The sequence below is a fragment of the Streptosporangium heterodermiicola genome, assembly GCF_051390675.1.
Taxonomy (GTDB): domain Bacteria; phylum Actinomycetota; class Actinomycetes; order Streptosporangiales; family Streptosporangiaceae; genus Streptosporangium.
In genome coordinates this window covers 307,651-333,220 of sequence record NZ_JBPJSR010000007.1, presented here as the reverse complement: position 1 = coordinate 333,220, position 25,570 = coordinate 307,651, and the positions used below count along the sequence as shown (strand labels likewise).

Genomic DNA, 25,570 nt, shown 5'->3' with positions numbered 1-25,570 from the left:
CCAGACTCGGCCAGATTTGCCCCGTGTGTCGTGTCGCCGGACGGGATGAAGATCGCGTTCCGGTAATGATCACCTGGAGGATGGTAGGTCTTAACGATCATCCTCGTGGATCTTTTACAGCGAAAAGTGGGGATATTTCCGGTTAAGTGAACTTCGCGCGTGGGATCCGACACGCAGGTCCGGCCGGGTCGTTCCCGGCGGGACGTCCGGGGGCCGGGAAGAGTGGCGCCCGGTCATTCCCAGCGGAACGTCCGGGAGGTCAGGAAGAGCGACACCGCCGCCCACGCCGCGAGGATCGCCACGGCGGCGAGCGGAAGCCCCGAACCGTCGCTCAGGACCGCGCGGAGCCCCCCGGTCAGCGCCGAGATCGGCAGCAGCTCCAGCGCCGGCCGTACCGCCTCGGGGAATTTCGCCAGCGGGAAGGCGACCCCGCCGCAGGCGAGCAGGAGCAGGTAGACGAGGTTCGCCGCGGCGAGCGTGGCCTCGGCGCGCAGCGTTCCGGCCATCAGCAGGCCGAGCCCGCTGAACGCGGCGGTGCCCAGCACGACCAGCAGCAGCGCCGCGAGCGGCGAGCCGGTGGGACGCCAGCCCAGGGCGAGCGCCACCGCGCAGATGACCGCCACCTGGACGACCTCCACGGCGACCACCGCGAGCGTCTTGGACAGCATCAGCCCGGTCCGCGAAAGCGGGGTCGCGCCCAGCCGCTTCAGCACGCCGTACCGGCGCTCGAAGCCCGTCGCGATGGCCTGCCCGGTGAAGGCGGTGGACATCACGGCCAGCGCGAGCACCCCGGGGGTCATGAAGCCGATCCGGGAACCGCCGCCCACGTCGAGGATCGGGGCGGAGGAGAGACCGACGAGCAGCAGCACCGGGATGATCATCGTGAGCAGCAGCTGTTCGCCGTTGCGGAGCATCGCCCGGATCTCCGCGCCCGTCTGGGCCGCCACCATCCGGCCCAGCGGCGCGGCTCCGGGAGCCGGCGTGAGGTCCAGGGTCGTCATGGGGCTGCTCTCCTGCGGTCTGGCCCGCGCTCCGGTCCGGGCCGCGCCCGGACGCGCGCGGGACGGTGGCGAGGGCGGTTCGGGGGTGTCGCCGGAGCGGGCGGCTCCGGGAGCGTCAGCGGAGCGCGAGGCTCCGGGGGCGTCACCGCGGCGGGGAGCTCTGGAGGCGTCAAGGGGGCGGCGGGTTTCGGGAGCGTCACCGGAGCCGGGGATGCCGGGGATGCCGGGAGCATCGAGGATGCCGGGAGTGTCACCGGAGCTCACGTCCGGTCAGTTCCAGGAAGACGTCCTCCAGGGTGCGCCGCTCGATGCTGAGGTCGTCGGCGGTCACCCCCTCGGCGGCGCACCAGGTCGTCACGGTGGCGAGGAGGCCGGGCGCGACCTGCCCCTCGATGATGTAGTGCCCCGCCGGGGACTCCTTGGCCGCGCTGCCGGTGGGCAGGGCGGCGAGCAGCTCGTCCAGGCACAGGCCGGGCCGGGCGCGGAAGCGCAGCTGCCGCTCGGCGCCGGTGAGGGAGGAGGGCGTGCCCTCGGCGACCACCCTGCCGCGGTCGATGATCACGATCTGGTCGGAGAGCCTCTCCGCCTCGTCCATGTGGTGCGTGGTGAGCACCACCGAGACCCCGCTCGCGCGCAGGTCCCGTACCAGCTCCCAGCAGGCGTGCCTGGCCTGCGGGTCCAGGCCCGCGGTCGGCTCGTCGAGGAAGACCAGCTCGGGACGGCCGATGACCGCCCCCGCCAGCGACACGCGCTGCTGCTGGCCGCCGGAGAGCCTGCGGTACGGGGTGCGGGCGTGCTCGCTCAGCCCCAGCCGCTCCAGCAGCGCCGCCGGGTCGAGCGGGTGGGTGTGGAAGCGGGACATCAGCCGCAGCCACTGCCCGCAGCGGGACGCGGGCGGCACGCCGCCCGCCTGGAGCATCACCCCGACCCTGGCCCGCAGTTCCGGTCGCGACGGGTCGAGCCCGAGCACTCTCACGGTCCCGCCGTCGGCCCCGCGGAACCCCTCGCAGATCTCCAGGGTGGAGGTCTTGCCGGCCCCGTTGGGGCCCAGCACCGCGGTGACCGCGCCTCGGGCGGCGCTGAAGGTCAGGCCGTCGATCGCGGTCGTCCCGCCGTATCTCTTGACCAGGTCGACGATCTCGACGGCTGGGGAGTCCATGGCCACGAGTTTAGGGACTGCGCCCGCCGGTCCCGCTTCCGGACCACGCGTCAGGGGCCGTCCCGGCCTCGTTTCCCGGCCGCTTCCGGACCCGCCCGACTGGCACTCGAAGGTTTTTATAGGGAAATTTCCGAAATACAGGAATTCGGATGACCAACTGTTGGTTGGGACGCTTCGGCCCCTTTGGGCCCGCCATCGCCCGTCCAGCGCCCGTCACCGAGGGGCGTGGCCGGAAACCACGTGGCCCGCGACCGAAGCGGCCCGCAATCAAAAGGGGACAAGGGTATGACCGCGGCCGTCGTCGAGCCGGAGGTGGCGCCGATCGCACGGCGCAGGACACCGCTACTGCTCATCCTGGGCGCGCTGTCGGCGGTCGGTCCCCTCTCGATCGACATGTACCTGCCCGCCTTCCCCTCCATCGCCGCCGACCTGGGCACCGGGCAGGCGCAGGTCCAGCTCACCCTCACCGCCTGCCTCATCGGGTTCTCCGTCGGGCAGGTCGTCGCGGGCCCGATCAGCGACACGCGCGGCCGGCGCGGCCCGCTGCTGATCGGCATCGCCGCCTACGCCGCCGCCTCCCTGCTGTGCGCCTTCGCCCCCTCTGTGTACGGGCTGGTCGGATTCCGCCTGCTCCAGGGCATCGCGGGCGGCGCCGCGCTGGTGATCGTCCGCGCGGTCGTCCGCGACCTGTACGAGGGCGCGGCCATCGCCCGGATCTTCGCCACCCTCATGCTCGTGACCGGCCTCGCGCCGATCCTGGCCCCGATCGCGGGCGCGCAGCTGCTCGACCACACCTCCTGGCGGGGCGTGTTCGTCGCGCTGAGCGTCGCGGGACTCCTGCTGCTGGCCTCCGCGCTGTCCGGGGTACGCGAGACGCTGCCCGCCGACCGGCGCGAGAGCGGCGGCCTGCGGCACACGCTCGTCACCTTCTGGCACCTGCTCCGCGACCGCTCCTTCATGGCCGCCACCCTGGCCGGAGGGCTGGGCTTCGCGGCCATGTTCGCCTACATCTCCGGGTCGCCGTTCGTGCTCCAGGACGTCTACGACACCTCGGCGCAGACCTTCTCCCTGGTGTTCGGGCTGAACGCGCTCGGCCTGACCGTCACCGCGCAGATCGGCGGGCGCCTCGCCGGGCGCCTGGACCCGGCGAGGCTGATCCTCGCCGGGCTGTTCCTGAGCGTGGCCGGGGCCGCCGGGGTGCTCGCCGCGGCCCTGTTCCACCTGCCGCTGCCGGTGCTGGTCGCCGCGCTGTTCGTGATGATGTGCGGGGCGGGTTTCGTCCTGCCGGGCAGCGCCGCGCTCGCCTTGGGCGGCCAGCCCCAGCAGATCGCCGGGAGCGCGGCCGCGCTGACGGGCGTGCTGCAGTTCGCGCTCGGCGCGCTCGCCGCCCCGCTGGTGGGTCTGGGCGGCGAGGGATCCGCCCTGCCGATGGCCGTCGTCCTGGCCGGTTTCACCCTCGCCGCGCTCGTCGCCTTCGTCGGCCTGCGGGGGGCCTCGCGGAGCGTTTCCCCAGGTTAGGTAAGGCTTACCTGCGTGACAAACCACATTCGGTCGACCGTACATCGGGTTTGTAACTGGGGAAGCAATTACGGCACACTGATGTTGTGAAATACGTGACCGGGATGCAGGGCACCGAGGGATCCGCCGCCGCGCGGCCCTCCGGCGTGTCCGCCGAGCGCAGCACGCGAGCGCGTGTCGCCCGGCTCATCCTGGAGCACGGGCCCGTCACCGCCGCCGCCCTCGGCGAGCGGCTCGGCCTCACCCCCGCCGCAGTCCGCAGGCACCTCGACGCCCTGCTGGCCGAGGGGATGGCCGAGGCCCGCACCGCCAGGCCGCGAGGCCAGCGGGGGCGCGGGCGACCGGCCAAGCTGTTCGCGATAACCGACGCGGGCCGCAGCGCCTTCGAGCACGCCTACGACGGCCTCGCCGGGAGCGCGCTGCGCTTCCTGGCCGAGCGCGTGGGCGAGGAGGCCGTGGCGGAGTTCGCCCGGTCACAGGTGGCCGGCCTGGTCGACCGCCTGCGGCCGAGGATGAGCGAGGTCCCCGCCGACCAGCGGGTCCGCGTCCTGGCCGAGGCGCTGTCGGCCGACGGCTACGCCGCCTCGGCGAGCAAGGCCAGCCTCGGCGGCGAGCAGCTGTGCCAGCACCACTGCCCGGTGGCGCACGTGGCCGCGGAGTTCCCGCAGCTGTGCGAGGCCGAGACGGAGGCGTTCGCGCGCATCCTCGGCACCCCCGTGCAGCGGCTCGCGACCATCGCCCACGGCGACGGTGTGTGCACCACGCACGTGAGTCCCCACAGGACACCCGGGCCGGGCGCGAGAGAGCGCGCGCCCGGCTTACCGATACCTGATCCGGCGCCGCCGGCCATCCACGAAACGATCGACACATCGAGCAAGGAGACCGGAAGGTGACTGTCACCGACCGCCCGGAGCTGGAAGGCCTCGGGAATTACAAGTTCGGCTGGGCCGACTCGGACGCCGCGGGAGCGACGGCCCGGCGTGGCCTGTCCGAAGAGGTCGTCCGCAACATCTCCGCGCTGAAGAGCGAGCCGGAGTGGATGCTGGACCTTCGTCTGAAGGGGCTGCGCCTTTTCGGCAAGAAGCCCATGCCCAACTGGGGCTCCGATCTCAGCGGGATCGACTTCGACAACATCAAGTACTTCGTGCGCTCGACGGAGAAGCAGGCCGCCTCCTGGGAGGACCTGCCCGACGACATCAAGAACACCTACGACAAGCTCGGCATCCCCGAGGCGGAGAAGCAGCGCCTGGTCGCCGGCGTCGCCGCCCAGTACGAGTCCGAGGTGGTCTACCACAAGATCCGTGAGGACCTTGAGGAGAAGGGTGTCATCTTCGTCGACACCGACACCGCGCTCAAGGAGCACGAGGAGATCTTCAAGGAGTACTTCGGGACCGTGATCCCCGTCGGCGACAACAAGTTCGCCGCGCTGAACACGGCCACCTGGAGCGGCGGCAGCTTCATCTACGTGCCGCCGAACGTCAACGTGGAGATCCCGCTCCAGGCCTACTTCCGGATCAACACCGAGAACATGGGCCAGTTCGAGCGGACCCTGATCATCGTCGACGAGGGCTCCTACGTCCACTACGTCGAGGGCTGCACCGCGCCGATCTACTCCTCCGACTCGCTGCACAGCGCGGTCGTGGAGATCATCGTGAAGAAGAACGCGCGCTGCCGCTACACGACCATCCAGAACTGGTCGAACAACGTCTACAACCTGGTCACCAAGCGCGCCGTGGCGTACGAGGGCGCGACCATGGAGTGGGTCGACGGCAACATCGGTTCCAAGGTCACCATGAAGTACCCGGCCGTCTACCTCATGGGCGAGCACGCCAAGGGCGAGACCCTCAGCGTCGCCTTCGCCGGTGAGGGCCAGCACCAGGACGCCGGTGCCAAGATGGTGCACCTCGCGCCCAACACCAGCTCCTCGGTGATCTCCAAGTCCGTCGCCCGCGGCGGCGGCCGCACCTCCTACCGCGGCCTGGTCCAGATCGAGGAGGGCGCTCACGGCAGCGCCAGCACCGTCAAGTGCGACGCGCTCCTCGTCGACCAGATCAGCCGCTCCGACACCTACCCCTACGTGGACGTGCGCGAGGACGACGTCTCCATGGGGCACGAGGCCACCGTCTCCAAGGTCTCCGACGACCAGCTCTTCTACCTGATGAGCCGTGGCATGGGCGAGGACGAGGCGATGGCGATGATCGTCCGGGGCTTCGTCGAGCCGATCGCCCGCGAGCTCCCGATGGAGTACGCCCTGGAGCTGAACCGCCTGATCGAGCTGCAGATGGAAGGAGCCGTCGGCTGATGGGTCTCGACACCGGAAAACCCCTGTCGACCCTCCACGAGAAGGCCTCGTACGACGTGGCCGACTTCGCGGTGCCGACCGGCCGGGAGGAGGAGTGGCGCTTCACCCCGCTCTCCCGGCTCAAGGGCCTGCACGAGGGCGTCGCGGCCTCCGCGAACGTCGTCGTGCAGGTCGACGCCGCCCCCGAGGTCACCGTGGAGACCGTCGGCCGCGACGACCAGCGGGTCGGCAGGGCCTACGTGCCCGCCGACCGGGTCAGCGCCCAGGCCTACGCCTCCTTCGAGAAGGCCACCGTGGTCACGGTCGCGCGCGAGGCCGTCGCCTCCAAGCCGACCGTGATCACCCTCACCGGGTCCGGCCAGGGCGCCGCGTACGGCCACACGGTCGTGAGGCTGGAGCCGATGGCCGAGGCCGTGGTCGTCCTCGACCACCAGGGCAGCGCCGTCTACGCCGACAACGTCGAGTTCGTCGTGGGCGAGGGCGCCACGCTCAAGGTCGTCAGCCTGCAGGACTGGGCCGACGACGCCGTGCACGTCTCCCACCACCACGCCCTGCTGGCCAAGGACGCGACCTTCCGCGGCTTCGTGGTCACCCTCGGCGGCGACCTGGTCAGGCTCTCCCCGTCGGTCTCCTACGACGGCCCCGGCGGCGACGCCGAGCTGAACGGCCTCTACTTCGTCGACGCCGGCCAGCACCTGGAGCACCGCCTGCTCGTCGACCACTCCACGCCCGACTGCCGCAGCAACGTCGACTACCGGGGCGCGCTGCAGGGCCAGGACGCCCACGCGGTCTGGATCGGCGACGTCATCATCCGGGTCGAGGCCGAGGGCACCGACACCTACGAGCTCAACCGCAACCTCCTGCTCACCGACGGCGCCCGCGCCGACTCGGTGCCCAACCTGGAGATCCTCACCGGCGAGGTCGCCGGGGCGGGTCACGCCAGCGCCTCGGGCCGTCTCGACGACGAGCACATCTTCTACCTCCAGGCCCGCGGCATCCCCTTCGAGGACGCGCGCCGCCTCGTCATCAGGGGCTTCTTCGCGCAGCTGCTGGAGAAGATCGAGGTTCCCGAGCTTCGCGAGCGAGTGCTCGCCAGGGTCGAGGCGGAGCTTGAGAAGTGACGTTCGAGAAGGTCTGCAAGCTCGCCGACATCCCCGACGAGGGAGTGATCGGCCTTGAGGTCGGCGAGACCCCCGTCGCCCTGGTCCGCCGGGGCGAGGAGGTCTTCGCGCTGCACGACGTCTGCTCCCACGCCGAGGTGAAGCTCAGCGAGGGAGAGGTCTACGACGGCGCCCTGGAGTGCTGGCTGCACGGCTCGTGCTTCGATCTGCGCTCGGGCAAGCCCACCGGGCCGCCCGCCAACAAGCCCGTCCCCGTATACCGAGTAAAGATCGATGGCGACGACGTCCTCGTCTCGCTCTCGAAGGAGTCATAAAGTGTCTGACACCAGCCGAGCCTCCTCGGGTTCCACCCTGGAGATCCGCGACCTGCACGTCACCGTCGCCGACAAGGAGATCCTGCGCGGCGTCAACCTGACCGTGCGCGCCGGTGAGACCCACGCCATCATGGGCCCCAACGGCTCGGGCAAGTCCACGCTCGCGTACGCGATCGCGGGCCACCCCAAATACACCATCACCAGCGGCCAGGTCCTGCTCGACGGGGTCGACCTGCTGGAGCTCACGGTCGACGAGCGCGCCCGCGCCGGCCTGTTCCTCGCCATGCAGTACCCGGTCGAGGTCCCCGGCGTCAGCGTCTCCAACTTCCTGCGCACCGCCGTCACCTCCGTCCGCGGCGAGGCCCCCAAGCTCCGCGAGTTCGCCAAGGACCTCAAGGCCGGCATGGACGCCCTGTCCATCGACGCGGCCTTCGCCCAGCGCAACGTGAACGAGGGCTTCTCCGGCGGCGAGAAGAAGCGCCACGAGATCCTCCAGCTGGAGCTCCTCAAGCCGAAGATCGCCGTTCTCGACGAGACCGACTCCGGCCTCGACGTCGACGCGCTGCGCGTGGTCTCCGAGGGCATCAACCGCTTCCGCTCCGACGAGACCGGCGTGCTGCTCATCACCCACTACACCCGCATCCTGCGCTACGTGAAGCCGGACTTCGTCCACGTCTTCTCCGCCGGGCGGATCGTGGAGCAGGGCGGCCCCGAGCTCGCCGAGAAGCTTGAGGCGGAGGGCTACGAGGCCTACACGAAGGCGTCGGCCTGATGGACACCGGCCTTGACGTGGAGAGGATCAGGAAGGACTTCCCCGTCCTCTCCCGCGAGCTTCCCGGCGGCAGGCCGCTCATCTACCTCGACTCGGGCAACTCCTCGCAGAAGCCGACCCAGGTGGTCGAGGTAATGCGCGAGCACATGGCGATGCACTACAGCAACGTCGGCCGCGCCATGCACGTGCTGGGCGCGGAGTCCACCGAGGCGTACGAGGACGCCCGCGACAAGGTCGCCGCGTTCGTCGGCGCGCCCGGTCGCGACGAGGTCGTCTTCACCAAGAACGCCTCCGAGGCGCTCAACCTGGTGGCGTACGCCTTCGGCAACCCCATCGGTGAGGACCCCCGCTTCCGGCTCGGCCCCGGCGACGAGATCGTCGTCTCCGAGATGGAGCACCACTCCAACATCGTGCCGTGGCAGATGCTCGCGCAGCGCACCGGCGCGACGCTGCGGTGGTTCTCCGTCACCGACGAGGGCCGCCTGGACCTGTCGAACCTCGGCGAGCTCGTCAACGAGCGCACGAAGATCGTCTCGATCGTGCACCAGTCGAACGTGCTGGGCACGGTCAACCCGGTCGCCCCGGTGCTCGCCAGGGTCCGCGAGGTCGGCGCGCTGATGATGCTCGACGCCTCCCAGTCGGTGCCCCACCAGAAGGTGGACGTGGCCGCGCTGGGCGTCGACTTCCTCGCCTTCACCGGCCACAAGCTCCTCGGCCCCTCGGGGATCGGCGTGCTGTGGGCCCGCGGCGAGCTGCTGGAGGCGATGCCCCCGTTCCTGGGCGGCGGCGAGATGATCGAGGCGGTCTGGATGGACCACTCGACCTACGCGCCCGCGCCGCACAAGTTCGAGGCGGGCACCCCGCCCATCGTCGAGGCCATCGGCCTCGGCGCGGCGATCGACTACCTGTCCGAGATCGGGATGGACGCCGTCGTACGCCACGAGCACGAGCTCACCGCGTACGCGCTCGGAGCCCTGGGGGAGATCCCGGGGCTGCGGGTGATCGGCCCGCTGGACCTCACGGACCGGGGCGGCACGGTCTCGTTCACCCTTGAGGGGATTCACCCGCACGACGTCGGGCAGATCCTGGATGACGACTTCGGGGTGGCCGTGCGCGTGGGGCACCACTGCGCCCGCCCGCTCCACCTGAGGTTCGGGATTCCCGCGACCACGCGGGCGTCCTTCTATCTCTACAACACACCGGCCGAGATCGACGCCCTGGTCCGCGGCCTCCACCACGTGCGGAAGGTGTTCGCCTAGCCATGCCCGAGCAGTCGAGCCGGCGGACCGGCGAACGGCGGGCGCGAGACGCCCGCCGCACGGCGCGCGGCGACGCACGAGCGCACGGCGCAGCGAACGAGAAGGTGAGCACGGCCCTATGATCGCCGAGTCCATGTACCAGGAGCTGATCCTGGAGCACTACAAGCACCCGCAGGGGAGGGGGCTCCGCGATCCGTACGACGCCGAGGTCCACCACGTGAACCCGACGTGCGGTGACGAGATCACCATGCGCGTGAAGCTGGGCGACGGCGGCAAGGTCGAGGACGTCTCCTACGACGGGCAGGGCTGTTCCATCAGCCAGGCCGCGGCCTCCGTGCTGCACGAGCTGGCCACCGGCTCGACCGTCGACGAGACCCTCGGCGTCGTGGACGAGTTCACCAGGCTCATGCAGGGCAGGGGAAAGGTCGAGGCGGACGAGGACGTGCTGGGCGACGCCGTCGCCTTCGCCGGGGTCGCCAAGTTCCCCGCCCGGGTGAAGTGCGCGCTACTGGCGTGGATGGCCTACAAGGACGCGGTCGTGAGGAGCAGCGAATGAGCAAGGCAGTGGAGACCCCCACCACGGCGTACGACGGGGACACCACCCATGACGAGGTCATGGAGGCACTCAAGGACGTCGTCGACCCCGAGCTCGGCATCAACGTCGTCGACCTGGGCCTGATCTACGGGCTCCACCTCGACGCCGCCGAGGCCGGTACCGAGGGCGGCGACGGTGCCGTCCTGCCGGTCGCCACCATCGACATGACGCTGACCAGCGCGGCCTGCCCGCTGACCGACGTCATCGAGGACCAGGCGCACTCCGCCCTGGAGGGCATGGTCTCCGACGTGAGGATCAACTGGGTGTGGCTCCCGCCGTGGGGCCCGGACAAGATCTCCGACGAGGGGCGCGAGCAGCTCCGGATGCTCGGTTTCAACGTCTGAGAAGTCATCTCGGGTACGGCTCGCACCCCCCTGGGTTCGGGCCGTACCCAATTGTGTGAGAGGATTTCGGAGGCCGGGAAGAAAAGCCCGGCCAGGAGTGTTGACTCCAACCGACGGACAAGCGGTCGGCTGATGCCGAACGCCCCGACCGAACCTGGCACTGCGAACGCCGGGTATGCTTGATCGTGGTTTGACTGCGTGCGGGTAAGCTAGACCCGCCCCGTGCGGTGCGCCTCGACTTGCACCGCACTACCGCCCCCATGTGGGCGTTGATCCAGCGCGGCCTCAGGCCGTGCGTTCCAGGCTCGTCCTTTCGCAGAAGTGACGTGCCCCGTTCTTCTATCGAAAGGCACGAGTCTTCGTGACCATGCTTGACGCTGTTCTGCCCGAAATCACTGACATCACCGAGATCTCCCAGGCCCCCGCAGGCGTGTCCGAGTTCACTCTCCTCGGTCTGCCGAAGCCGCTGGTGACCGGTCTCTCCCGTTCGGGCATCGACAGTCCCTTCCCCATCCAGCGGGCCACGATCCCCGACATTCTCGCAGGTCACGACGTCCTCGGCCGCGGCCAGACCGGCTCGGGCAAGACTCTCGCCTTCGGCCTGCCGATGATGACCCGCATCGCCGGCGCCAAGGCCCGCCCCGGCCACCCGCTGGCCGTCGTGCTGGTCCCGACCCGCGAGCTCGCCATGCAGGTGACCGACGCCCTTGAGCCGCTCGGCCGCGGCCTGTCGCTGCGGATGAAGACCGTCGTCGGCGGCATGTCGATGGGCCGCCAGATCGAGGCGCTGCGCCGCGGTGTCGAGGTCGTCGTGGCCACCCCCGGCCGCCTGACCGACCTCATGCAGCAGGGTGAGTGCATGCTGGACGAGGTCCAGGTGACGATCCTCGACGAGGCCGACCACATGTGCGACCTCGGCTTCTTCCCGGTCGTCAGCGCGATCCTGCAGCAGACCCCGGCCGACAGCCAGCGCCTGCTGTTCTCCGCCACCCTCGACGGCGACGTCGACAAGCTGGTCCGCCGCTTCCTCACCAACCCGGTGACCCACTCGATGGCCCCGGCCGCCTCCTCGGTCGACACCATGGAGCACCACGTGCTGGAGGTGCACCGCGACGACAAGTTCCCGGTGACCGCCGAGATCGCCAACCGCGAGGGCCGGACCATCATCTTCGTGCGCACCCAGCACGGGGTCGACCGGCTGTGCAAGCAGCTCGCCCAGGTCGGCATCCGGGCCGGCGGCCTGCACGGCGGCAAGCGCCAGAACCAGCGCACCCGCATCCTGGCCGAGTTCAAGGAAGGCACGATCAACGTCCTGGTCTGCACGGACGTCGCGGCCCGCGGCATCCACGTCGACAACATCAGCCTCGTGCTGCACGTCGACCCGCCCCAGGACCACAAGAGCTACCTGCACCGCGGTGGCCGTACCGCCCGCGCCGGGGAGAAGGGCACCGTCATGACGCTGGTGCTCCCCAATGAGCGCCGCTCCACCGACTCGATGACCCGCCGCGCGGGCATCAAGCCGTTCCGCATCAAGGCCACGCCGGGCCACCCGCGCCTGGAGGAGGTCGCCGGTGCGCGTACGCCCAGCGGCGAGCCGATCCCGGTCTGGGAGCCCTCGGCGCCGGCCGCCAAGCAGCGTCAGGGCCGCGGCGGCTTCGGCGGCAACGGTGGCGGCGGCGGGCGTGGCCCGCGTCGCTTCCGCTCCGACCGTCCCGCCCACGGCGCCGGCGAGGGCCAGCAGCCCCGCGAGCGTTCGTTCGGTGACGACAACCGTGGCACCGGTGCCACCGGCGGCGGCCAGTACCGCTCCGAGCGCCCGGCCGGCGGCGGTTACCGCTCCGAGCGTCCCGCGGGCGGTGGCTTCCGTTCCGAGCGTCCCGCCGGTGGCTACCGCGGTGGCGAGCGGCGCGAGCCGTTCCGCGCCGACCGCCCGGCCCCGGCCGGTGGCGGTTACCGTTCCGAGCGTCCCGCGGGCGAGCGCGAGCCGTTCCGCGGCGACCGCCAGGGCGGCGGCTTCCGCGGCGGCGAGTTCCGCGCCGACGGCCGCGGCTCCGCCCCGCGCGGTGGCGGCAGCCGTTACGGCCGCTGATCGCCGCTGATCACCTCGTAGGACCCCGAAGGGCCGGTACGGCGTCCGCCGTACCGGCCCTTCTGCTTCTCCCGGCCGGTCCCCGGCCGGGAATCACCTTGGGATCACCAGGGCGAGGGGCGCGGATCGACACGCACGTGGATCACGTAGTGCCAGCCGCTCGTCTTCCTCTCGAACTCGTAGAACCGGGTCTCCTCGATCGGCTGGAGCTGGATGCTCTGGTCGAGGAGCAGGTCGTCCCCGACGTAGTCGTCCTCCATCAGGGTGAGGCGCACGGTCTCGCTCGCGTGGAACAGCGGCTCCTTCATGGGGCCTCCGTACACCATGACGGTGCGGTCCCTGGGGCACCTGTAGTCGTTCAGCGTCCAGGCGCACCGGTGCTGGGCGAGCGACATGGTCCTGCCGGCCCAGTTCGGGTCCGGCCACAGCTCGACGACCTGGCTCATCGGCGGCAGGATGCTGGGACCGGTGGCCTTGATGTAGACCTCGTCGTGCCCGCTCTCCTCAAGGTCGTAGGCGATCACGCTCTCGATGGAGACGCTCACGTACTCGGAGGGGGCGGTGGTCGTCGCGGTGGACGCGGTGGCCGTGCCCGGGGAGAGCAGGACGGCCGTGCAGACGGCGGCGGTGAAGAAAGATCTGATGTTTCTCACGCCCTCACCTTGCGCAGGGAGGGCTTGCGGGTGAGTTGGAAGCGGCTTGGATCCCGGGCCGGCCGGGCCGTGGGCCGCGCCCGGCGCTGGATCTTGTGGTTGACGATCTAGATCCAGTCGTCATTATGGCTTTATATCCCGCTATTTCTGTTCAGCTTCGAATGCCCTGGGGGCCGGGCACTCTTCCGCCGGGCTGCCTGGATGATCAACTGATGTGTCTGGGATATCCGAGATAAGGGGATAAATGAGCCTTTCGTGGTCCAGCCTCCGTGCTCTCGCCCGCCTCTCCCTCGTCGTCCTGCTGGCCACGGCCGGAGGCGTCACCGCCGCGTCCGCCGCGTCCGCCGCGTCCGCCGCGTCCGCCGCGTCCGCCGCGTCCGCCGCGTCCGCCGCGTCCGCCGCGTCCGCCGCGTCCTCAGTGTCCGCTGCGTCCTCAGCGTCCGCCGCGCAGAGTTACCGCGTCCTGCAGCTCAACCTCTGCCACAGCGGCGTCAACACCTCCTGCTTCAACGGGGCCAACGTCATCCAGGAGGCGCGCGACGTCATCGGCGCCAGGCAGCCGCAGGTCGTCACGCTCAACGAGATCTGCCGCGACGACCTGGCCCAGCTCGCCCCCTCGATGGGGGACGGCTACCGGGTGTTCGCCCCCGCGCTGCGGCCCGACGGCACGCCGGTGCGCTGCGTCAACGGGGACGAGTACGGCAACGGCCTGATCTTCCGCGCCACGGGGGCGACGAGCTTCTCCGGCGTCTACGCCACCCAGGACGGCGGGAGCGAGAGGCGCGTCTACGTGTGCGCCGAGTTCCCCGACCTGACCGGGTGCACCACCCACCTGTCGACCACCGGGAACGTCGCGATGGCGCAGTGCAAGGCCGCCATCGCCATGCTGCGCGACCGGGGCGCCGCCACCAGGCCGACCTTCCTGGCGGGTGACTTCAACATGAGGTACGCGCCGCTGTTCGGGCAGAACGTCCAGAACTGCAACTCCGCTCCCTTCTTCAGGAAGGGGGACGGGGACGTGCAGCACGTGTTCGCGGCGAGCATGGGCTTCGAGCGCACCGACGTCATCTCCATGAGGTACACCGACCACCCCGCGCTGCTCGTCACGCTGACGAGGCCCTGACGAGGTACTGACGGGCTCCGGCGAGCTCCGGACGGACCTGGCCTGAAGTCCCCGCCGCGCCTCGGCGGCGGGCCGGGGATCCCGCGAGGGCCGTCCTCGGCGGTGAGCCGGGCCGGCCGTCGAGGGCGGGCGAGACGGCGTCCTCCGGGACCCGGCTCGCCCGGCGACGGCCGGGGTCTCCGGCCCCCTCGTGGTCTCCTCCAACCGGCCGGGGTGATCGTAGCTGAACCGGTCTATCCGCCTATTGACAGTGCGGACACATTGACTTTACGGTCACGTTACTTATCCGGTTCAGCAAGCGCATGCGGTCGCGTTTAAATCGGTTGGGAGCGCTCCCATGCTGGAGAGGAGACAGTCGATGCGGATTCGACGAGGGGTCGCGATCCTCGGGGCGGCGTGCGTGGCCTGCGTGGTCGCGGCCGGGTGCACCGGAGGGTCCACGACGCCGTCAGCTCCGAGCGCGGCGCCGCGGGGTTCCGGCGGAGCGGCTCCACCGGCCGGAGCGGGCGGCGCGGACGCCGCGTTCCCCCGCAACGAGACCCTGTACACCAGCGGCACCCAGTGGGGTCCCCCGGTCAACTGGAACCCGCTGCGAACCTGGGACTCGGCCACCGGCACCAAGGGACTCGTCTACGAGACCCTGTTCCTGTACGACCCCCAGACGGACAGGTTCACCCCCTGGCTCGCCGAGAGCGGCACCTGGACGGACGACAAGACCTACGACCTCAAGCTCAGGCAGGGGGTCACCTGGGCCGACGGCAAGCCCTTCACCGCCGACGACGTGGCCTTCACGGTCGAGCTCGGCAAGATGAAGACCGTCCCCTACGCCAACCTGTGGGACTGGCTGGAGAAGGTCGAGGCGGTCGACCCCGGCACGGTCAGGTTCACCTTCTCCAAGGCCAACCACCAGCAGTGGGCCAACTGGGTCTACGGCAACGCGATCGTCCCCAAGCACATCTGGGAGGGCCGCTCCGAGGAGGAGGTGCTGAACGGCGTCAACGAGAAGCCGGTCGGCACCGGGCCGTACGCCTACCACAGCCACGACCAGGACCGGATGGCCTGGGTCAAGCGCGACGGCTGGTGGGCCACGGCGGCGCTGGGCAAGGACGTCAGGCCCAAGTACGTCGTCGACATCGTCAACTCCAGCAACGAGGTCGCGATGGGCCTGCTGCTGCAGAAGGGCCTGGACCTCAGCAACAACTTCCTGCCCGGGGTGGCCAACCTCGTCAAGGGCGACTTCGGCGTCCAGACCTACTATCCGGAACCGCCCTACATGCTCTCGGCAAACACCGCCTTCCTGGTGCCCAACACCACGAGGAAGCCGATGGACGACCCCGCCTTCCGCAAGGCGCTCGCCGGCTCCATCGACACCAAGAAGATCGTCGAGGGCGTCTACGGCAACCTGGTCAAGGCCTCCAACCCGACCGGCCTGCTGCCGCAGTGGGACAAGTACGTCGACCAGGCCGTGGTGAGCGAGAAGGGCTTCGCGTTCGACACCGCGAAGGCGAAGAAACTCCTCGCCGACGCGGGCTACAAGGACGGCGACGGCGACGGGTTCGTGGAGAACAAGGACGGTTCCAAGGCCTCGCTGAAGGTGATCGTCCCGGCCGGGTGGACCGACTGGATGGAGGCGAGCCGGGTCATCGCCGAGGGCGCCAAGGCCGCCGGGATCGACCTCACCCCCGAGTTCCCCGACTTCAACGCGCTGGTCGACCAGCGCGCGTCCGGCAAGTTCGACCTGCTGATCAACAACGAGCGGCAGCTGTCCAACACCCCGTGGATGTACTACGACTACATGTTCCGGCTGCCGATCGGCAAGCAGCAGAACACCGTCAACTTCGGCCGCTACGAGAACAAGAAGGTCTGGGACCTCGTCCAGGAACTCGACGGCAAGAAGGCCGACGACGCCGAGGGCATGAAGCGGGTCGCCTCGGAGATCCAGAAGGTCCAGCTGGACGATCTGCCGGTGATCCCGCTCTGGTACAACGGCCTGTGGGCGCAGACGAGCAACACGGTCTGGACCAACTGGCCGTCCTCGGCCCCGGGCACCCCCAAGACCCCGCCGACCATGTGGCGCAACTGGCTGGAGCTGGGCGGGGTGCTCACCCTGACCGAGCTGAAGCCCGCCGGAGGCTGACCCCGCGATCCTCTCGCCCCCTTCCCTCGCGTCCGGATCCGTTCGGGGGCCGCGCGGGGAGGGGCCCGTCCCGCCGATTCTGGAGGATCGCGTGCGACGCTATTTCGGCCGGAAGCTGCTCGTGTACGTGCTCACCTTCCTCGTGGCAGTCACGATCAACTGGATGATCCCGCGCTTCATGCCGGGCGACCCGGTGCAGAGCATGCTGGCCAGGGCCAACGTGTCACAGCCCGCCGCCGTGGAGGCGATGCGCGTCCACTACACGAGCCTGTTCGGGCTCGACCTGCCGCTCTGGCGGCAGTACGTCAACTTCTGGGCCGCGCTGTTCAGGGGCGACCTGGGGACCAGCATCTGGCTGTTCCCCACCCCGGTGACCGACGTGATCGTGGGGGCGGTGCCGTACACGCTGGCACTGCTCATCCCGTCGATCCTGCTCAGCTGGTGGGCGGGCAACAGGTTCGGCGCCTTCGCGGCGAGGCGGAGGTGGCTGGACAACACGGCGCTGCCGATCGGGTACGTGCTCACCGCCACGCCCTACATGTGGCTCGCCATCCTGCTGGCCTGGGGGCTGGGCGTGGTGGCGGGGATCTTCCCCGTCTCCGGCGGCTACAGCTTCTCCATGCGGCCCAACTGGTCGTGGGAGTTCCTCGGGGACCTGGCGCTGCACTGGTTCCTGCCGTTCGCCTCGCTCTTCCTCGTCGCGTTCGGCGGCTGGGCGATCGGCATGCGCAACATGATCATCTATGAGCTGGAGGCCGACTACTCCACCTATCTGGCCTCGCTCGGGGCGTCGCGGCGGCTCATCCGGCGCTACGCGTTCAGGAACGCGATCCTGCCGCAGATCACCGGCCTGGCCCTGCAGCTCGGCGTGCTCGTGGCCGGAGCCCTGGTCACCGAGATCGTCTTCTCCTATCCGGGACTCGGCCACCTCATCCTCAAGGCGATCCAGAACCAGGACTTCTTCCTGCTGCAGGGGGCCTTCCTGTTCATCGTCGTGGGCGTGCTGATCGCCAACTTCGTCATCGACATCGTCTACGTCCTGGTCGACCCGCGTACCAGGACCGGGATGGGAGGGGAGGCGGCATGACGGCCGTGCCCGCGGAACCGCGCCCAGGCCGGAACACCGGGCGCCGCGAGGGCCTGTACTTCGCGCTGCGCAACGGGAAGCTCCTGGCGGGGCTGGTCGTGCTGGTCCCGCTGATCGTCCTCGCCGCCGCCGCCCCGGTGGTCGTCGGCGGCGACCCGAACGCCTACGTCGCCACCCCCGCCTCGCCGCCCTCGGCCGGACTTTGGTTCGGCACCACCATGTTCGGCCAGGACGTCTTCGCCCAGTTCGTCCACGGCCTGCGCGTCACCTTCCAGGTGGGGGTGCTCGGCGGCGGGCTCGCCGCGGTCATCGGCATGGCGGTCGGCTTCACCGCCGGATACCGGGGCGGGCTGGTCGACGAGGTGCTGAACATGCTCACCAACATCGTCCTGGTCCTGCCCGCGCTCGCGGTGCTGCTGATCGTCAACGCCTACCTCGGCATCCGCAGCGTCGGCGTGCAGGCGCTCTTCATCGGGCTCACCTCCTGGCCATGGGCGGCGAGGGCCATCAGGGCCCAGACGTTCTCGCTGCGCTCGCGCGACTTCGTGGACCTGGCCCGGCTCAGCGGCGTACGCACCTGGAAGATCATCGCCAGGGAGATCGCGCCCAATATGAGCTCGTACCTCTTCATGACCTTCATCCTGCTGTTCGGCGGGTCGATCCTGATCGCCGCCTCGCTCGACTTCATCGGCCTCGGTCCCAGCGAGGGCGTCTCGCTCGGCCTGATGCTCAACAACGCGGCCCGCTGGAGCGCCCTGCACCTGGGCATGTGGTGGTGGTTCGTCCCGCCGGGAGCCGGGATCACCGCCGTCGTCGGCGCCCTCTACGTGATGAACGTCGGCCTGGACGAGGTGTTCAACCCGAAACTGCGGGAGCTGTGAATGACTCTGCGTGTGAACGACCTGCGGGTCCACTACCGGACCCTGCGCGGGGAGGTGCGGGCGCTCGACGGGGTGAGTTTCGGCGTCGGCGACGGCGAGATCCTCGGCCTGGCGGGCGAGTCCGGCTGCGGCAAGACGACCCTCGGCAAGAGCCTCATCAGGATGGACGGCCGGATGCGGCTGGCCGGGGGCGGCGCCGAGCTGGACGGCGAGGAGCTGCCGATCGGCGACGACCGCCGGATGGACCCCTTCCGCTTCAAGCGGGTCTCCCTCATCCCGCAATACTCCATGAGCGCGCTGAACCCCACCCGCAGGATCGGCCGGATGGTCGCCGAGCTGCTCGCCTCCCGGGGCGAGCGCCTCGACGCCGCCGAGCTGGAACGCCGCCTCGACCTGGTCGAGCTGCCGCGCGACGTGCTGGAGCGCTACCCGATCGAGCTGTCGGGCGGGATGAGGCAGCGGATGGTGATGGTCGTCTCCACCCTGCTCGACCCGTCCCTGCTCATCGCCGACGAGATCACCTCCGCGCTCGACGTGTCGACCCAGAAGGCCGTGGCCAGGACCCTGCTGGAGTTCAGGGACCGGGGCTTCGTGCGCAGCATGATCTTCATCACCCACGACATCTCGCTCACCTACCAGATCGCCGACACGATCATGATCATGTACGCGGGGAAGCTGGCCGAGAAGGCCCCGGCGGACGTGATCGTCGGGGAGCCGCGCCACCCGTACACGCGGATGCTGATCTCCTCGCTGCCCGAGGTCGGCGTCCGCCACGCCGAGCGCAGGCTCTCCGGCATCCCCGGCAGGCCGCCCTCGCTGCTCGGCCCGCCCTCCGGCTGCCGGTTCAGGGACCGCTGCCCGATCGCCTTCGACAGGTGCGCGGAGGATCCGCCGCCGGTCGAGGTCGCCCCCGGCCACCACGTCGCCTGCTGGAAGGCCTGAAGGGGTTTCAGACGATGCCGAGACTCGAAGGGGTTCGACGGTGCTGACACTTGGAGGGGTTCGACGGTGCTGAGAATCGAAGGGGTTCGACGGTGCTGAGACTCGAAGGGGTCACCAAGACCTACCGGGTGGGGGCCTTCGGCTCCGCCACCCTCACCGCCGTCGACGACGTGAGCCTCGACCTGGCGCCGGGGGAGGTGGTCTCCCTCATCGGCGAGAGCGGCAGCGGCAAGACGACCCTCGGCAAGACCGTCCTCGGGCTGCTCCGCCCGACGAAGGGCAGGATCACCCTCGACGGCGCCCCGGTCAGGCCGGGCAAGGCGTACTACCGGCACGTGCAGGGCGTGTTCCAGGACCCGTTCAGCTGCTACAACCCGATCTTCAAGGCCGACCGGGTGCTCCGGATGATCAAAGACGAGTACTTCCCCGGTGTCGCCGCCTCCGAGTGGGACGGCAGGATCGACACCTCCCTCAAGGACGTCGGCCTCGACCCCGGGCAGGTCCTGGGCCGGTACCCCCACCAGCTCAGCGGCGGCCAGCTGCAGCGCCTGCTGATCGCCAGGGCGCTCCTGCTCGACCTCAGGTACCTCGTCGCCGACGAGATCACCAGCATGCTCGACGCGTCCACCAGGATCGACGTCCTCAACCTGCTCGCCGACCTGAAGTCGCGCGGCCTCGGCGTGCTGTTCGTCACCCACGACCTGTCGCTCGGCAACTACATCAGCGAGCGGGCCGTGGTCCTGTACCGGGGGCGGGTGGTCGAGTCCGGTCCCACCGGCATGGTGTTCGGCAACCCCCTCCACCCGTACACGGCCAGGCTGCTGTCGTCGGTGCCGAGGCTCACCGCCCGGTGGGACGGCGAGCCGGTCCCCTCCGCCGGGGACGTGCGGGAAGGGCCCTCCACGCTGGTGGAGGCCGAACCGGGGCATCTCGTCCGGCGCGACGACACCACGTCCATCGGATCCACGGGGAGTGTGCATTGAGGGCGCTACACGACGGCTGGACCCTTCACCAGGTGGGCGGGGGCGTCTCGCGCGTCCCGGCCACGGTGCCGGGATGCGTGCACACCGACCTGCTGGCCGCCGGGCTCGTCGAGGATCCCTATCTCGACGACAACGAGAACCGGCTGACCTGGATCGGGCGCTCCGGCTGGGACTACGGGACGGTCTTCACCTGGCAGGCCGACGGGCACGACCGCGCCGACCTGGTCTGCGAGGGCCTGGACACCGTCGCCACGATCGAGCTCAACGGCGTCGAGGTCGCCACCACGGCCAACCAGCACCGCTCCTACCGCTTCCCCGTGCGGGAGCTGCTGCGCGAGGGCGAGAACACGCTGCGGGTGCGCTTCGCCTCCCCGGTGGAGTACGCCGAGGCGCAACGGGCCGCGCTGGGCGACCGGCCGGGCAGCTACGAGGCGCCGTACCAGTTCATCCGCAAGACGGCCTGCAACTTCGGCTGGGACTGGGGCCCGTCCGTGGTCACCTCCGGCATCTGGCGGCCCATCGGGCTGCACTCGTGGAGCGGGGCCAGGATCGCGTCCGTACGGCCGCTGGTGAGCACCGACGGCCCCGACGGGCGCGTCGAGGCGCACGTCACCGTCGAGCGTGCCACCGATGCCCCTCTCACCGTGACCGCGGAGGTGGCCGGGGTGGTGGCGGAGGCGACGCTGGCCCCCGGCGAGCACGAGGCCGTCCTGGAGGTACGGGTGCCCGAGCCCCGGCGCTGGTGGCCACGCGGGTACGGCGCCCAGGACCGTTACGAGCTGACCGTACGCCTGTCCGGCCAGACCGGGGAGGCTCGCGAGGTGCCGGGGGACGCCTGGACGCGGCGGATCGGCTTCCGCGACGTCCGCCTCGACCGGACCGGCGAGGGGTTCACCGTCGTCGTCAACGACACCCCGGTGTTCGTGCGCGGCGTCAACTGGATCCCCGACGACTGCTTCCCGGCCCGCGTCACCCGCGAGCGGCTGGCCGAGCGCTTCGGCCAGGCCCTGGGCGCGAACGTCAACCTGCTGCGCGTCTGGGGCGGCGGCCTGTACGAGAGCGAGGACTTCTACGACCTCGCCGACGAGCTCGGCCTGCTCGTCTGGCAGGACTTCCCGTTCGCCTGCGCGGCCTATCCCGAGGAGGAGCCGTTCGCCACCGAGGTCGAGGCCGAGGTCCGCGAGAACGTCACCCGGCTGTCCTGGCGCCCCTCCCTGGCGCTGTGGTGCGGCAACAACGAGAACCTCGAAGGCCACGCCGACTGGGGCTGGCAGGACAGGCTGGAGGGCCGCACCTGGGGGGCGGGCTTCTACCACGGGCTGCTGCCAGCCCTGGTGGCGGAGCTCGACCCGGCCCGCCCCTACTGGCCGGGCAGCCCGTACTCCGGCCACCCCGGCCTGCCGCCCAACGACCCCGCCCGGGGCACCACCCACATCTGGGACGTGTGGAACCGTGAGGACTACACCCACTACGCCACCTACGCCCCCCGCTTCGTCGCCGAGTTCGGCTTCCAGGGCCCACCGGTCCACACCACCCTGCGCGACGCCGTGAGCGGCGAGCTCGCCCCCGACGCGCCCCTCGTCCTGCACCACCAGAAGGCCCACGAGGGCAACACCAAGCTGCTGCGCGGCCTCGGCGAGCACCTGCCCGCGCCGGAGACCTACGACGACTGGCACTACCTCACCCAGCTCAACCAGGCCCGTGCTGTCGCCTTCGGCATCGAGCGCTTCCGCTCCCTGGCGCCCCACTGCGCGGGCACGATCGTCTGGCAGCTCAACGACTGCTGGCCGGTCACCTCCTGGTCGGCCGTCGACGGCCGAGGGCGCCGCAAGCCGCTGTGGTACGCGCTGCGCCGCGTCTACGCCGACCGCCTGCTCACCGTCCAGGACGGCGCCGTCGCCGTGGTGAACGACGGCCCGGAGCCCTGGACGGGCGAGCTGGAACTCCTGCGGCTCGCCCTGGACGGGGAACCGCTGGCCAAGGAGACGATCACCGTCGAGGTGGCGCCCCGCTCGGTGGCGAGGATCCCGCTCCCGGACCCGGTCGCCGTCCCCGCGGACCCGCCGGCCGAGCTGCTGTCCGTACGGCTGGACGGGCACCGCGCGCTCCACTTCTTCGCCGAGGACACCCGGGTCGCCTTCCCCGTCGCCGCCTACGACACCGAGGTCACCCCGGCCGGGGGCGGTGGCCTGGACGTCACCGTCACCGCCCGCACCCTCCTGCGCGACCTGGCCCTGTTCCCCGACCGCCTCGACCCGGCCTCCTCCGTCGACGACATGCTCCTCACCCTGCTCCCCGGCGAGAGCGTCACCCTCCACGTCACCGGCTCACCCGACCCCGCCGCCCTCGCCGGCCGCCCCGTGCTGCGCTGCGTCAACGACTGAGCGCCCCCGGAGGATCGCGGGCCGCCCGGGGAGAAGAACGGGCGGCTCGCGTCCCAGAGCGTGGACCTTCACACGACGGGGTCGGACGGCCCGTTAGTCTTGGAGGGCACATCCGACGACGCCGAGAGAGATCATGAAGACCTTCGAAGAGCTGTACGCCGAGCTGTCCGACAAGGCGCGCACCCGGCCCGAGGGCTCGGGCACCGTGGCCGCGCTGGACGCCGGGGTCCATGCCATCGGCAAGAAGGTCGTGGAGGAGGCCGCCGAGAGCTGGATGGCGGCCGAGCACGAGTCGAACGAGCGGACGGCCGAGGAGATCTCCCAGCTCCTCTACCACGTGCAGGTCCTCATGATCGCCAAGGGGATCGGGCTGGACGAGGTCTACAAGCATCTGTGAGCCGGTGCGCCCGGCTTCCGACCTTGTAGGCAATTCCCGTCCACACGTAAGGAATCCCGTCATGCTGCGTCTCGCCGTACCCAACAAGGGCGCCCTCACCGAGGGGGCCCAGACGATCCTCAAGGAAGCCGGATACCGCGTCCGCAAGGACAGCAAGGAGCTCGTGGTCGCCGACCCGGAGAACTCCTGCGAGCTGTTCTTCCTGCGGCCCAAGGACATCGCCGTCTACGTCGGCGAGGGCACCCTGGACGCCGGGATCACCGGCCGCGACATGCTCCACGACTCCGGCGCGCGGGTCGAGGAGATCATCCCGCTCGGCTTCGGCCGCTCCACCTTCCGCTTCGCCGCCAACCCCGGCGACTTCGACTCCGTCGCCGACCTCAAGGGCAGGCGCGTCGCCACCGCCTACGCGGGGCTGCTGGAGGCCTACCTCGCCGAGCGGGGTGTCGAGGCCCGGGTGATCAAGCTGGACGGCGCGGTCGAGACCGCGATCCGGCTGGGCGTGGCCGACGCGGTGGCCGACGTCGTGGAGACCGGCACCACGCTGCGCAACATCGGCCTGGAGGTGTTCGGCGAGCCGATCACCCGCTCCGAGGGCGTGCTGATCAAGGGGATCGGCACCGAGGAGACCCCGGGCCTGCGGCAGCTCGTCCGCCGCCTGCAGGGCGTGCTGGTGGCGCGCGACTACGTGATGATGGACTACGACATCCGCGCCGAGCGGATCGAGGAGGCCATCGCCCTCACCCCGGGCATGGAGGGGCCGACGGTCTCCCCGCTGCACCGGGAGGGCTGGGTCGCGGTCCGCGCCATGGTCCCGCGCAAGGGGCACCAGCAGATCATGGACCAGCTCTGGGAGATGGGGGCGAAGGCCATCCTGGTGACCGCCATCTTCGCCTGCCGTCTCTGACCCGGCTCCGTCCTGGTGCTCGGGTACGAACCGATCGCCAGGGCGACTCGGGAGAGGCGGAAGAGTGCCCCCGGCGTGCCACGCGCCACCGCCCCGCCGCACCCGCCGGCCCCGGCCCAGGCCCAGGCCCTGTTCGTCCGCCGAGACGCCGGTGCCGGCGGCGATCCACCTGGCCTCGTAGGTGACGCCCATGCCCAGGCCGATGACGACGACCCCGGCCAGGACGGTGAGGACGGATCCGTCCGCCTGCGTGCCGGGGGCCGGGAGCGCGGCGCCCACGGCGTTGACGACGATGCCGGTGATCAGCGTGCTCCGGGTGCCGGAGCGGTGGATCGGCCGCTCGCCGAGGAAGTCGCCGGCCGTGATCGACAGGGCCGGGCCAAGGAACGCCAGCCCGGTCTCCAGGGCGCTGAAGCCAAGGATGTCCTGGAAGTACAGGGTCAGGAAGTACGGCACGGCCTGCATTGTCAGCCCGAGACGAGGACGACCACGACCGCTCCGCTGAGCGCCGGGCGGGCTTCTTGACCTCAAGCGCGGTTGACTTCCTAGGGTCGCAGGCGACTCGCTCCTGACGGACGACCTTAAGGAACTCGACTGTGACGACATTGGTGACGGGTGCCACCGGGAACACCGGCCGGCACGTTGTGGCGGAGCTGGTCCGCCGAGGAGAGCGCGTTCGGGCGTTGACGCGGAATCCGGCCGCGGCCGCGGGACGGTTTCCGGCCGAGGTGGAGCTGGTGGCCGGCACGCACACGGCACCGGAGAAGCTGGACGCCGCACTCGACGGCGTCAGCCGGCTGCACATCACGGTGACGGCCGGGCTTGCCGAGGTCGGGCCCGAGTTGGTCCAGCGGGCGGTCGCCGCGGGCGTTCGGCGCCTCACCGTGCTGTGGGGCGGCTGGGTGGGCCCGGCCGAGCAGGCGGTGGCGGACTCAGGCGTGGAATGGACACGTCTGGAAGCACAGGAGTTCATGTCCAACACGTTGACCTGGGCCGAATCGATCCGAGCCGAGGGAGTGGTCCGAGAGCCGTACGACTTTCCCAGCGCGCTGGTGCACGAGGCCGACATCGCGGCCGTGGCAGCCGTCGCACTGCTCGACGAGGGCCATGCGGGGCGGTCCTACAACCTCACCGGACCCGAACCGCTGACCCCGCGTGAACGGATCGCGATCCTGTCCCGGGCCATCCGCCGCGACATCGCCTTCGAGCAGATAACGCACGAACAGGCGGTCGACAGGCTGACGGCCACCGGCGTGTCCCAGGCCGACGCCGAGTACGTCGTCGGCTGGTACGCCGAGCCCAGTGTTTCCTCCACGACCGTGGACGACACGGTCGCACGGGTGACCGGCCGTCCGGCGCGTACGTTCGCACAGTGGACGGACGAGCACGCGGACCGTTTCTAGGCCGGGATTGATCTCTGCCGGCCGGTCGCCGTCCACGTGAGCCGAGGTCGAGCCGTTTGCTCATGTCGAGCTCGAACCCGCCGCACAGGTTCAGACGGGTCCGCAACAGGGCCGGCAGAGCGCCCCGGCCTCTCCGATCCCGACGGCCGCCCCGGGGCCCGGGGCGGCCGGCGCGTCAAGCCGCAGGACGAACCTTCCG

The 25,570-nt window shown here is 70.4% G+C and carries 24 protein-coding genes; 21 read left to right on the top strand and 3 right to left on the bottom strand.

Annotated features, from left to right (window positions below; genetic code table 11):
* Nucleotides 1-233: 233 nt before the first annotated feature.
* Entirely contained in the window at nt 234-1,001 is a 768-nt protein-coding gene (locus ACSC1Q_RS18180) for an ABC transporter permease (protein ID WP_436759883.1), read from the bottom strand.
* A gap of 250 nt (nt 1,002-1,251) precedes the next feature.
* Nucleotides 1,252-2,160, bottom strand: a complete 909-nt coding sequence (locus ACSC1Q_RS18175; RefSeq protein WP_436759882.1) for an ABC transporter ATP-binding protein — start codon at nt 2,158-2,160, stop codon at nt 1,252-1,254.
* Between the two features lie 285 nt (nt 2,161-2,445).
* Here ACSC1Q_RS18175 and ACSC1Q_RS18170 point away from each other — a divergent pair, with 285 nt between their 5' ends.
* The 10 genes from ACSC1Q_RS18170 to ACSC1Q_RS18125 all read left to right on the top strand — a co-directional run bounded on the left by ACSC1Q_RS18170 (nt 2,446) and on the right by ACSC1Q_RS18125 (nt 12,474).
* A complete protein-coding gene (locus tag ACSC1Q_RS18170; protein ID WP_436759881.1) occupies nt 2,446-3,678 on the top strand; it encodes a multidrug effflux MFS transporter in 1,233 nt (410 codons plus the stop codon).
* 104 nt (nt 3,679-3,782) lie between these two features.
* Entirely contained in the window at nt 3,783-4,571 is a 789-nt protein-coding gene (locus ACSC1Q_RS18165; protein ID WP_436759947.1) for a helix-turn-helix transcriptional regulator, read from the top strand.
* The gene (gene sufB / locus ACSC1Q_RS18160; protein WP_350967904.1) at nt 4,568-5,980 is read left to right on the top strand and encodes a Fe-S cluster assembly protein SufB; all 1,413 of its coding nucleotides are present in this window, start codon (nt 4,568-4,570) and stop codon (nt 5,978-5,980) included. The genes ACSC1Q_RS18165 and sufB overlap by 4 nt, the downstream gene beginning before the upstream one ends.
* The gene (gene sufD, locus ACSC1Q_RS18155; RefSeq protein ID WP_436759880.1) at nt 5,980-7,101 is read left to right on the top strand and encodes a Fe-S cluster assembly protein SufD; all 1,122 of its coding nucleotides are present in this window, start codon (nt 5,980-5,982) and stop codon (nt 7,099-7,101) included. Before sufB ends, sufD begins: the two co-directional genes overlap by 1 nt.
* Nucleotides 7,098-7,415 (top strand): Rieske (2Fe-2S) protein, encoded by a 318-nt coding sequence (locus ACSC1Q_RS18150; protein WP_436759879.1) that lies wholly within the window; start codon nt 7,098-7,100, stop codon nt 7,413-7,415. The genes sufD and ACSC1Q_RS18150 overlap by 4 nt, the downstream gene beginning before the upstream one ends.
* Nucleotide 7,416: 1 nt before the next feature.
* Entirely contained in the window at nt 7,417-8,187 is a 771-nt protein-coding gene (sufC, locus tag ACSC1Q_RS18145; RefSeq protein WP_436759878.1) for a Fe-S cluster assembly ATPase SufC, read from the top strand.
* Entirely contained in the window at nt 8,187-9,446 is a 1,260-nt protein-coding gene (locus ACSC1Q_RS18140) for a cysteine desulfurase (RefSeq protein WP_436759877.1), read from the top strand. Before sufC ends, ACSC1Q_RS18140 begins: the two co-directional genes overlap by 1 nt.
* 118 nt (nt 9,447-9,564) lie before the next feature.
* Nucleotides 9,565-10,002 carry a Fe-S cluster assembly sulfur transfer protein SufU gene (gene sufU / locus ACSC1Q_RS18135; RefSeq protein ID WP_350967900.1) on the top strand — a complete coding sequence of 146 codons (438 nt, stop codon included), beginning with the start codon at nt 9,565-9,567 and terminating at the stop codon, nt 10,000-10,002.
* Complete coding sequence (locus ACSC1Q_RS18130) at nt 9,999-10,385, top strand: metal-sulfur cluster assembly factor (RefSeq protein ID WP_436759876.1); 387 nt, start codon at nt 9,999-10,001, stop codon at nt 10,383-10,385. Before sufU ends, ACSC1Q_RS18130 begins: the two co-directional genes overlap by 4 nt.
* 367 nt (nt 10,386-10,752) lie before the next feature.
* Nucleotides 10,753-12,474, top strand: a complete 1,722-nt coding sequence (locus ACSC1Q_RS18125) for a DEAD/DEAH box helicase (protein ID WP_436759875.1) — start codon at nt 10,753-10,755, stop codon at nt 12,472-12,474.
* Nucleotides 12,475-12,578: 104 nt separating this feature from the next.
* Here the strand turns inward: ACSC1Q_RS18125 and ACSC1Q_RS18120 are convergent, their stop codons facing one another.
* On the bottom strand, nt 12,579-13,127 hold the full coding sequence (locus ACSC1Q_RS18120) for a hypothetical protein (RefSeq protein WP_436759874.1): 549 nt from the start codon (nt 13,125-13,127) through the stop codon (nt 12,579-12,581).
* A 244-nt stretch (nt 13,128-13,371) separates the two neighbouring features.
* On the opposite strand from ACSC1Q_RS18120, the gene ACSC1Q_RS18115 reads away from it, so the two are divergent.
* From ACSC1Q_RS18115 to ACSC1Q_RS18065, 11 genes are all read left to right on the top strand, one after another.
* Nucleotides 13,372-14,250 carry an endonuclease/exonuclease/phosphatase family protein gene (locus ACSC1Q_RS18115; protein ID WP_436759873.1) on the top strand — a complete coding sequence of 293 codons (879 nt, stop codon included), beginning with the start codon at nt 13,372-13,374 and terminating at the stop codon, nt 14,248-14,250.
* 358 nt (nt 14,251-14,608) lie between these two features.
* Entirely contained in the window at nt 14,609-16,387 is a 1,779-nt protein-coding gene (locus ACSC1Q_RS18110; protein ID WP_436759872.1) for an ABC transporter substrate-binding protein, read from the top strand.
* A gap of 91 nt (nt 16,388-16,478) precedes the next feature.
* Nucleotides 16,479-17,474, top strand: coding sequence for an ABC transporter permease (locus ACSC1Q_RS18105; RefSeq protein ID WP_436759871.1), 996 nt, complete (start codon nt 16,479-16,481; stop codon nt 17,472-17,474).
* Nucleotides 17,471-18,355 (top strand): ABC transporter permease, encoded by an 885-nt coding sequence (locus ACSC1Q_RS18100; RefSeq protein ID WP_436759870.1) that lies wholly within the window; start codon nt 17,471-17,473, stop codon nt 18,353-18,355. Before ACSC1Q_RS18105 ends, ACSC1Q_RS18100 begins: the two co-directional genes overlap by 4 nt.
* A complete protein-coding gene (locus ACSC1Q_RS18095; protein ID WP_436759869.1) occupies nt 18,356-19,297 on the top strand; it encodes an ABC transporter ATP-binding protein in 942 nt (313 codons plus the stop codon). It abuts the gene before it with no gap.
* A gap of 92 nt (nt 19,298-19,389) precedes the next feature.
* Nucleotides 19,390-20,280 (top strand): ABC transporter ATP-binding protein, encoded by an 891-nt coding sequence (locus ACSC1Q_RS18090; protein ID WP_436759868.1) that lies wholly within the window; start codon nt 19,390-19,392, stop codon nt 20,278-20,280.
* Nucleotides 20,277-22,664, top strand: a complete 2,388-nt coding sequence (locus ACSC1Q_RS18085; protein WP_436759867.1) for a glycoside hydrolase family 2 protein — start codon at nt 20,277-20,279, stop codon at nt 22,662-22,664. The genes ACSC1Q_RS18090 and ACSC1Q_RS18085 overlap by 4 nt, the downstream gene beginning before the upstream one ends.
* Before the next feature lie 133 nt (nt 22,665-22,797).
* Nucleotides 22,798-23,061, top strand: a complete 264-nt coding sequence (locus tag ACSC1Q_RS18080) for a phosphoribosyl-ATP diphosphatase (protein WP_350947730.1) — start codon at nt 22,798-22,800, stop codon at nt 23,059-23,061.
* A gap of 61 nt (nt 23,062-23,122) precedes the next feature.
* Nucleotides 23,123-23,968 carry an ATP phosphoribosyltransferase gene (gene hisG, locus ACSC1Q_RS18075; protein WP_436759866.1) on the top strand — a complete coding sequence of 282 codons (846 nt, stop codon included), beginning with the start codon at nt 23,123-23,125 and terminating at the stop codon, nt 23,966-23,968.
* A 190-nt stretch (nt 23,969-24,158) separates the two neighbouring features.
* On the top strand, nt 24,159-24,473 hold the full coding sequence (locus tag ACSC1Q_RS18070) for a hypothetical protein (protein WP_436759865.1): 315 nt from the start codon (nt 24,159-24,161) through the stop codon (nt 24,471-24,473).
* Nucleotides 24,474-24,564: 91 nt separating this feature from the next.
* Nucleotides 24,565-25,371, top strand: a complete 807-nt coding sequence (locus ACSC1Q_RS18065) for an NmrA family NAD(P)-binding protein (RefSeq protein WP_436759864.1) — start codon at nt 24,565-24,567, stop codon at nt 25,369-25,371.
* Nucleotides 25,372-25,570 lie beyond the last annotated feature (199 nt).

Coding starts and splice junctions, on each gene's coding strand:
- sufD (WP_436759880.1), top strand. CDS start 5,980: ATGGGTCTCGACACCGGAAAACCCCTGTCGACCCTCCACGAGAAGGCC.
- sufU (WP_350967900.1), top strand. CDS start 9,565: ATGATCGCCGAGTCCATGTACCAGGAGCTGATCCTGGAGCACTACAAG.
- ACSC1Q_RS18070 (WP_436759865.1), top strand. CDS start 24,159: ATGCCCAGGCCGATGACGACGACCCCGGCCAGGACGGTGAGGACGGAT.
- ACSC1Q_RS18170 (WP_436759881.1), top strand. CDS start 2,446: ATGACCGCGGCCGTCGTCGAGCCGGAGGTGGCGCCGATCGCACGGCGC.
- ACSC1Q_RS18095 (WP_436759869.1), top strand. CDS start 18,356: ATGACTCTGCGTGTGAACGACCTGCGGGTCCACTACCGGACCCTGCGC.
- ACSC1Q_RS18165 (WP_436759947.1), top strand. CDS start 3,783: ATGCAGGGCACCGAGGGATCCGCCGCCGCGCGGCCCTCCGGCGTGTCC.
- ACSC1Q_RS18175 (WP_436759882.1), bottom strand. CDS start 2,160: ATGGACTCCCCAGCCGTCGAGATCGTCGACCTGGTCAAGAGATACGGC.
- ACSC1Q_RS18180 (WP_436759883.1), bottom strand. CDS start 1,001: ATGACGACCCTGGACCTCACGCCGGCTCCCGGAGCCGCGCCGCTGGGC.
- ACSC1Q_RS18130 (WP_436759876.1), top strand. CDS start 9,999: ATGAGCAAGGCAGTGGAGACCCCCACCACGGCGTACGACGGGGACACC.
- ACSC1Q_RS18140 (WP_436759877.1), top strand. CDS start 8,187: ATGGACACCGGCCTTGACGTGGAGAGGATCAGGAAGGACTTCCCCGTC.
- ACSC1Q_RS18115 (WP_436759873.1), top strand. CDS start 13,372: ATGAGCCTTTCGTGGTCCAGCCTCCGTGCTCTCGCCCGCCTCTCCCTC.
- ACSC1Q_RS18100 (WP_436759870.1), top strand. CDS start 17,471: ATGACGGCCGTGCCCGCGGAACCGCGCCCAGGCCGGAACACCGGGCGC.
- hisG (WP_436759866.1), top strand. CDS start 23,123: ATGCTGCGTCTCGCCGTACCCAACAAGGGCGCCCTCACCGAGGGGGCC.
- ACSC1Q_RS18125 (WP_436759875.1), top strand. CDS start 10,753: ATGCTTGACGCTGTTCTGCCCGAAATCACTGACATCACCGAGATCTCC.
- ACSC1Q_RS18080 (WP_350947730.1), top strand. CDS start 22,798: ATGAAGACCTTCGAAGAGCTGTACGCCGAGCTGTCCGACAAGGCGCGC.
- ACSC1Q_RS18110 (WP_436759872.1), top strand. CDS start 14,609: ATGCGGATTCGACGAGGGGTCGCGATCCTCGGGGCGGCGTGCGTGGCC.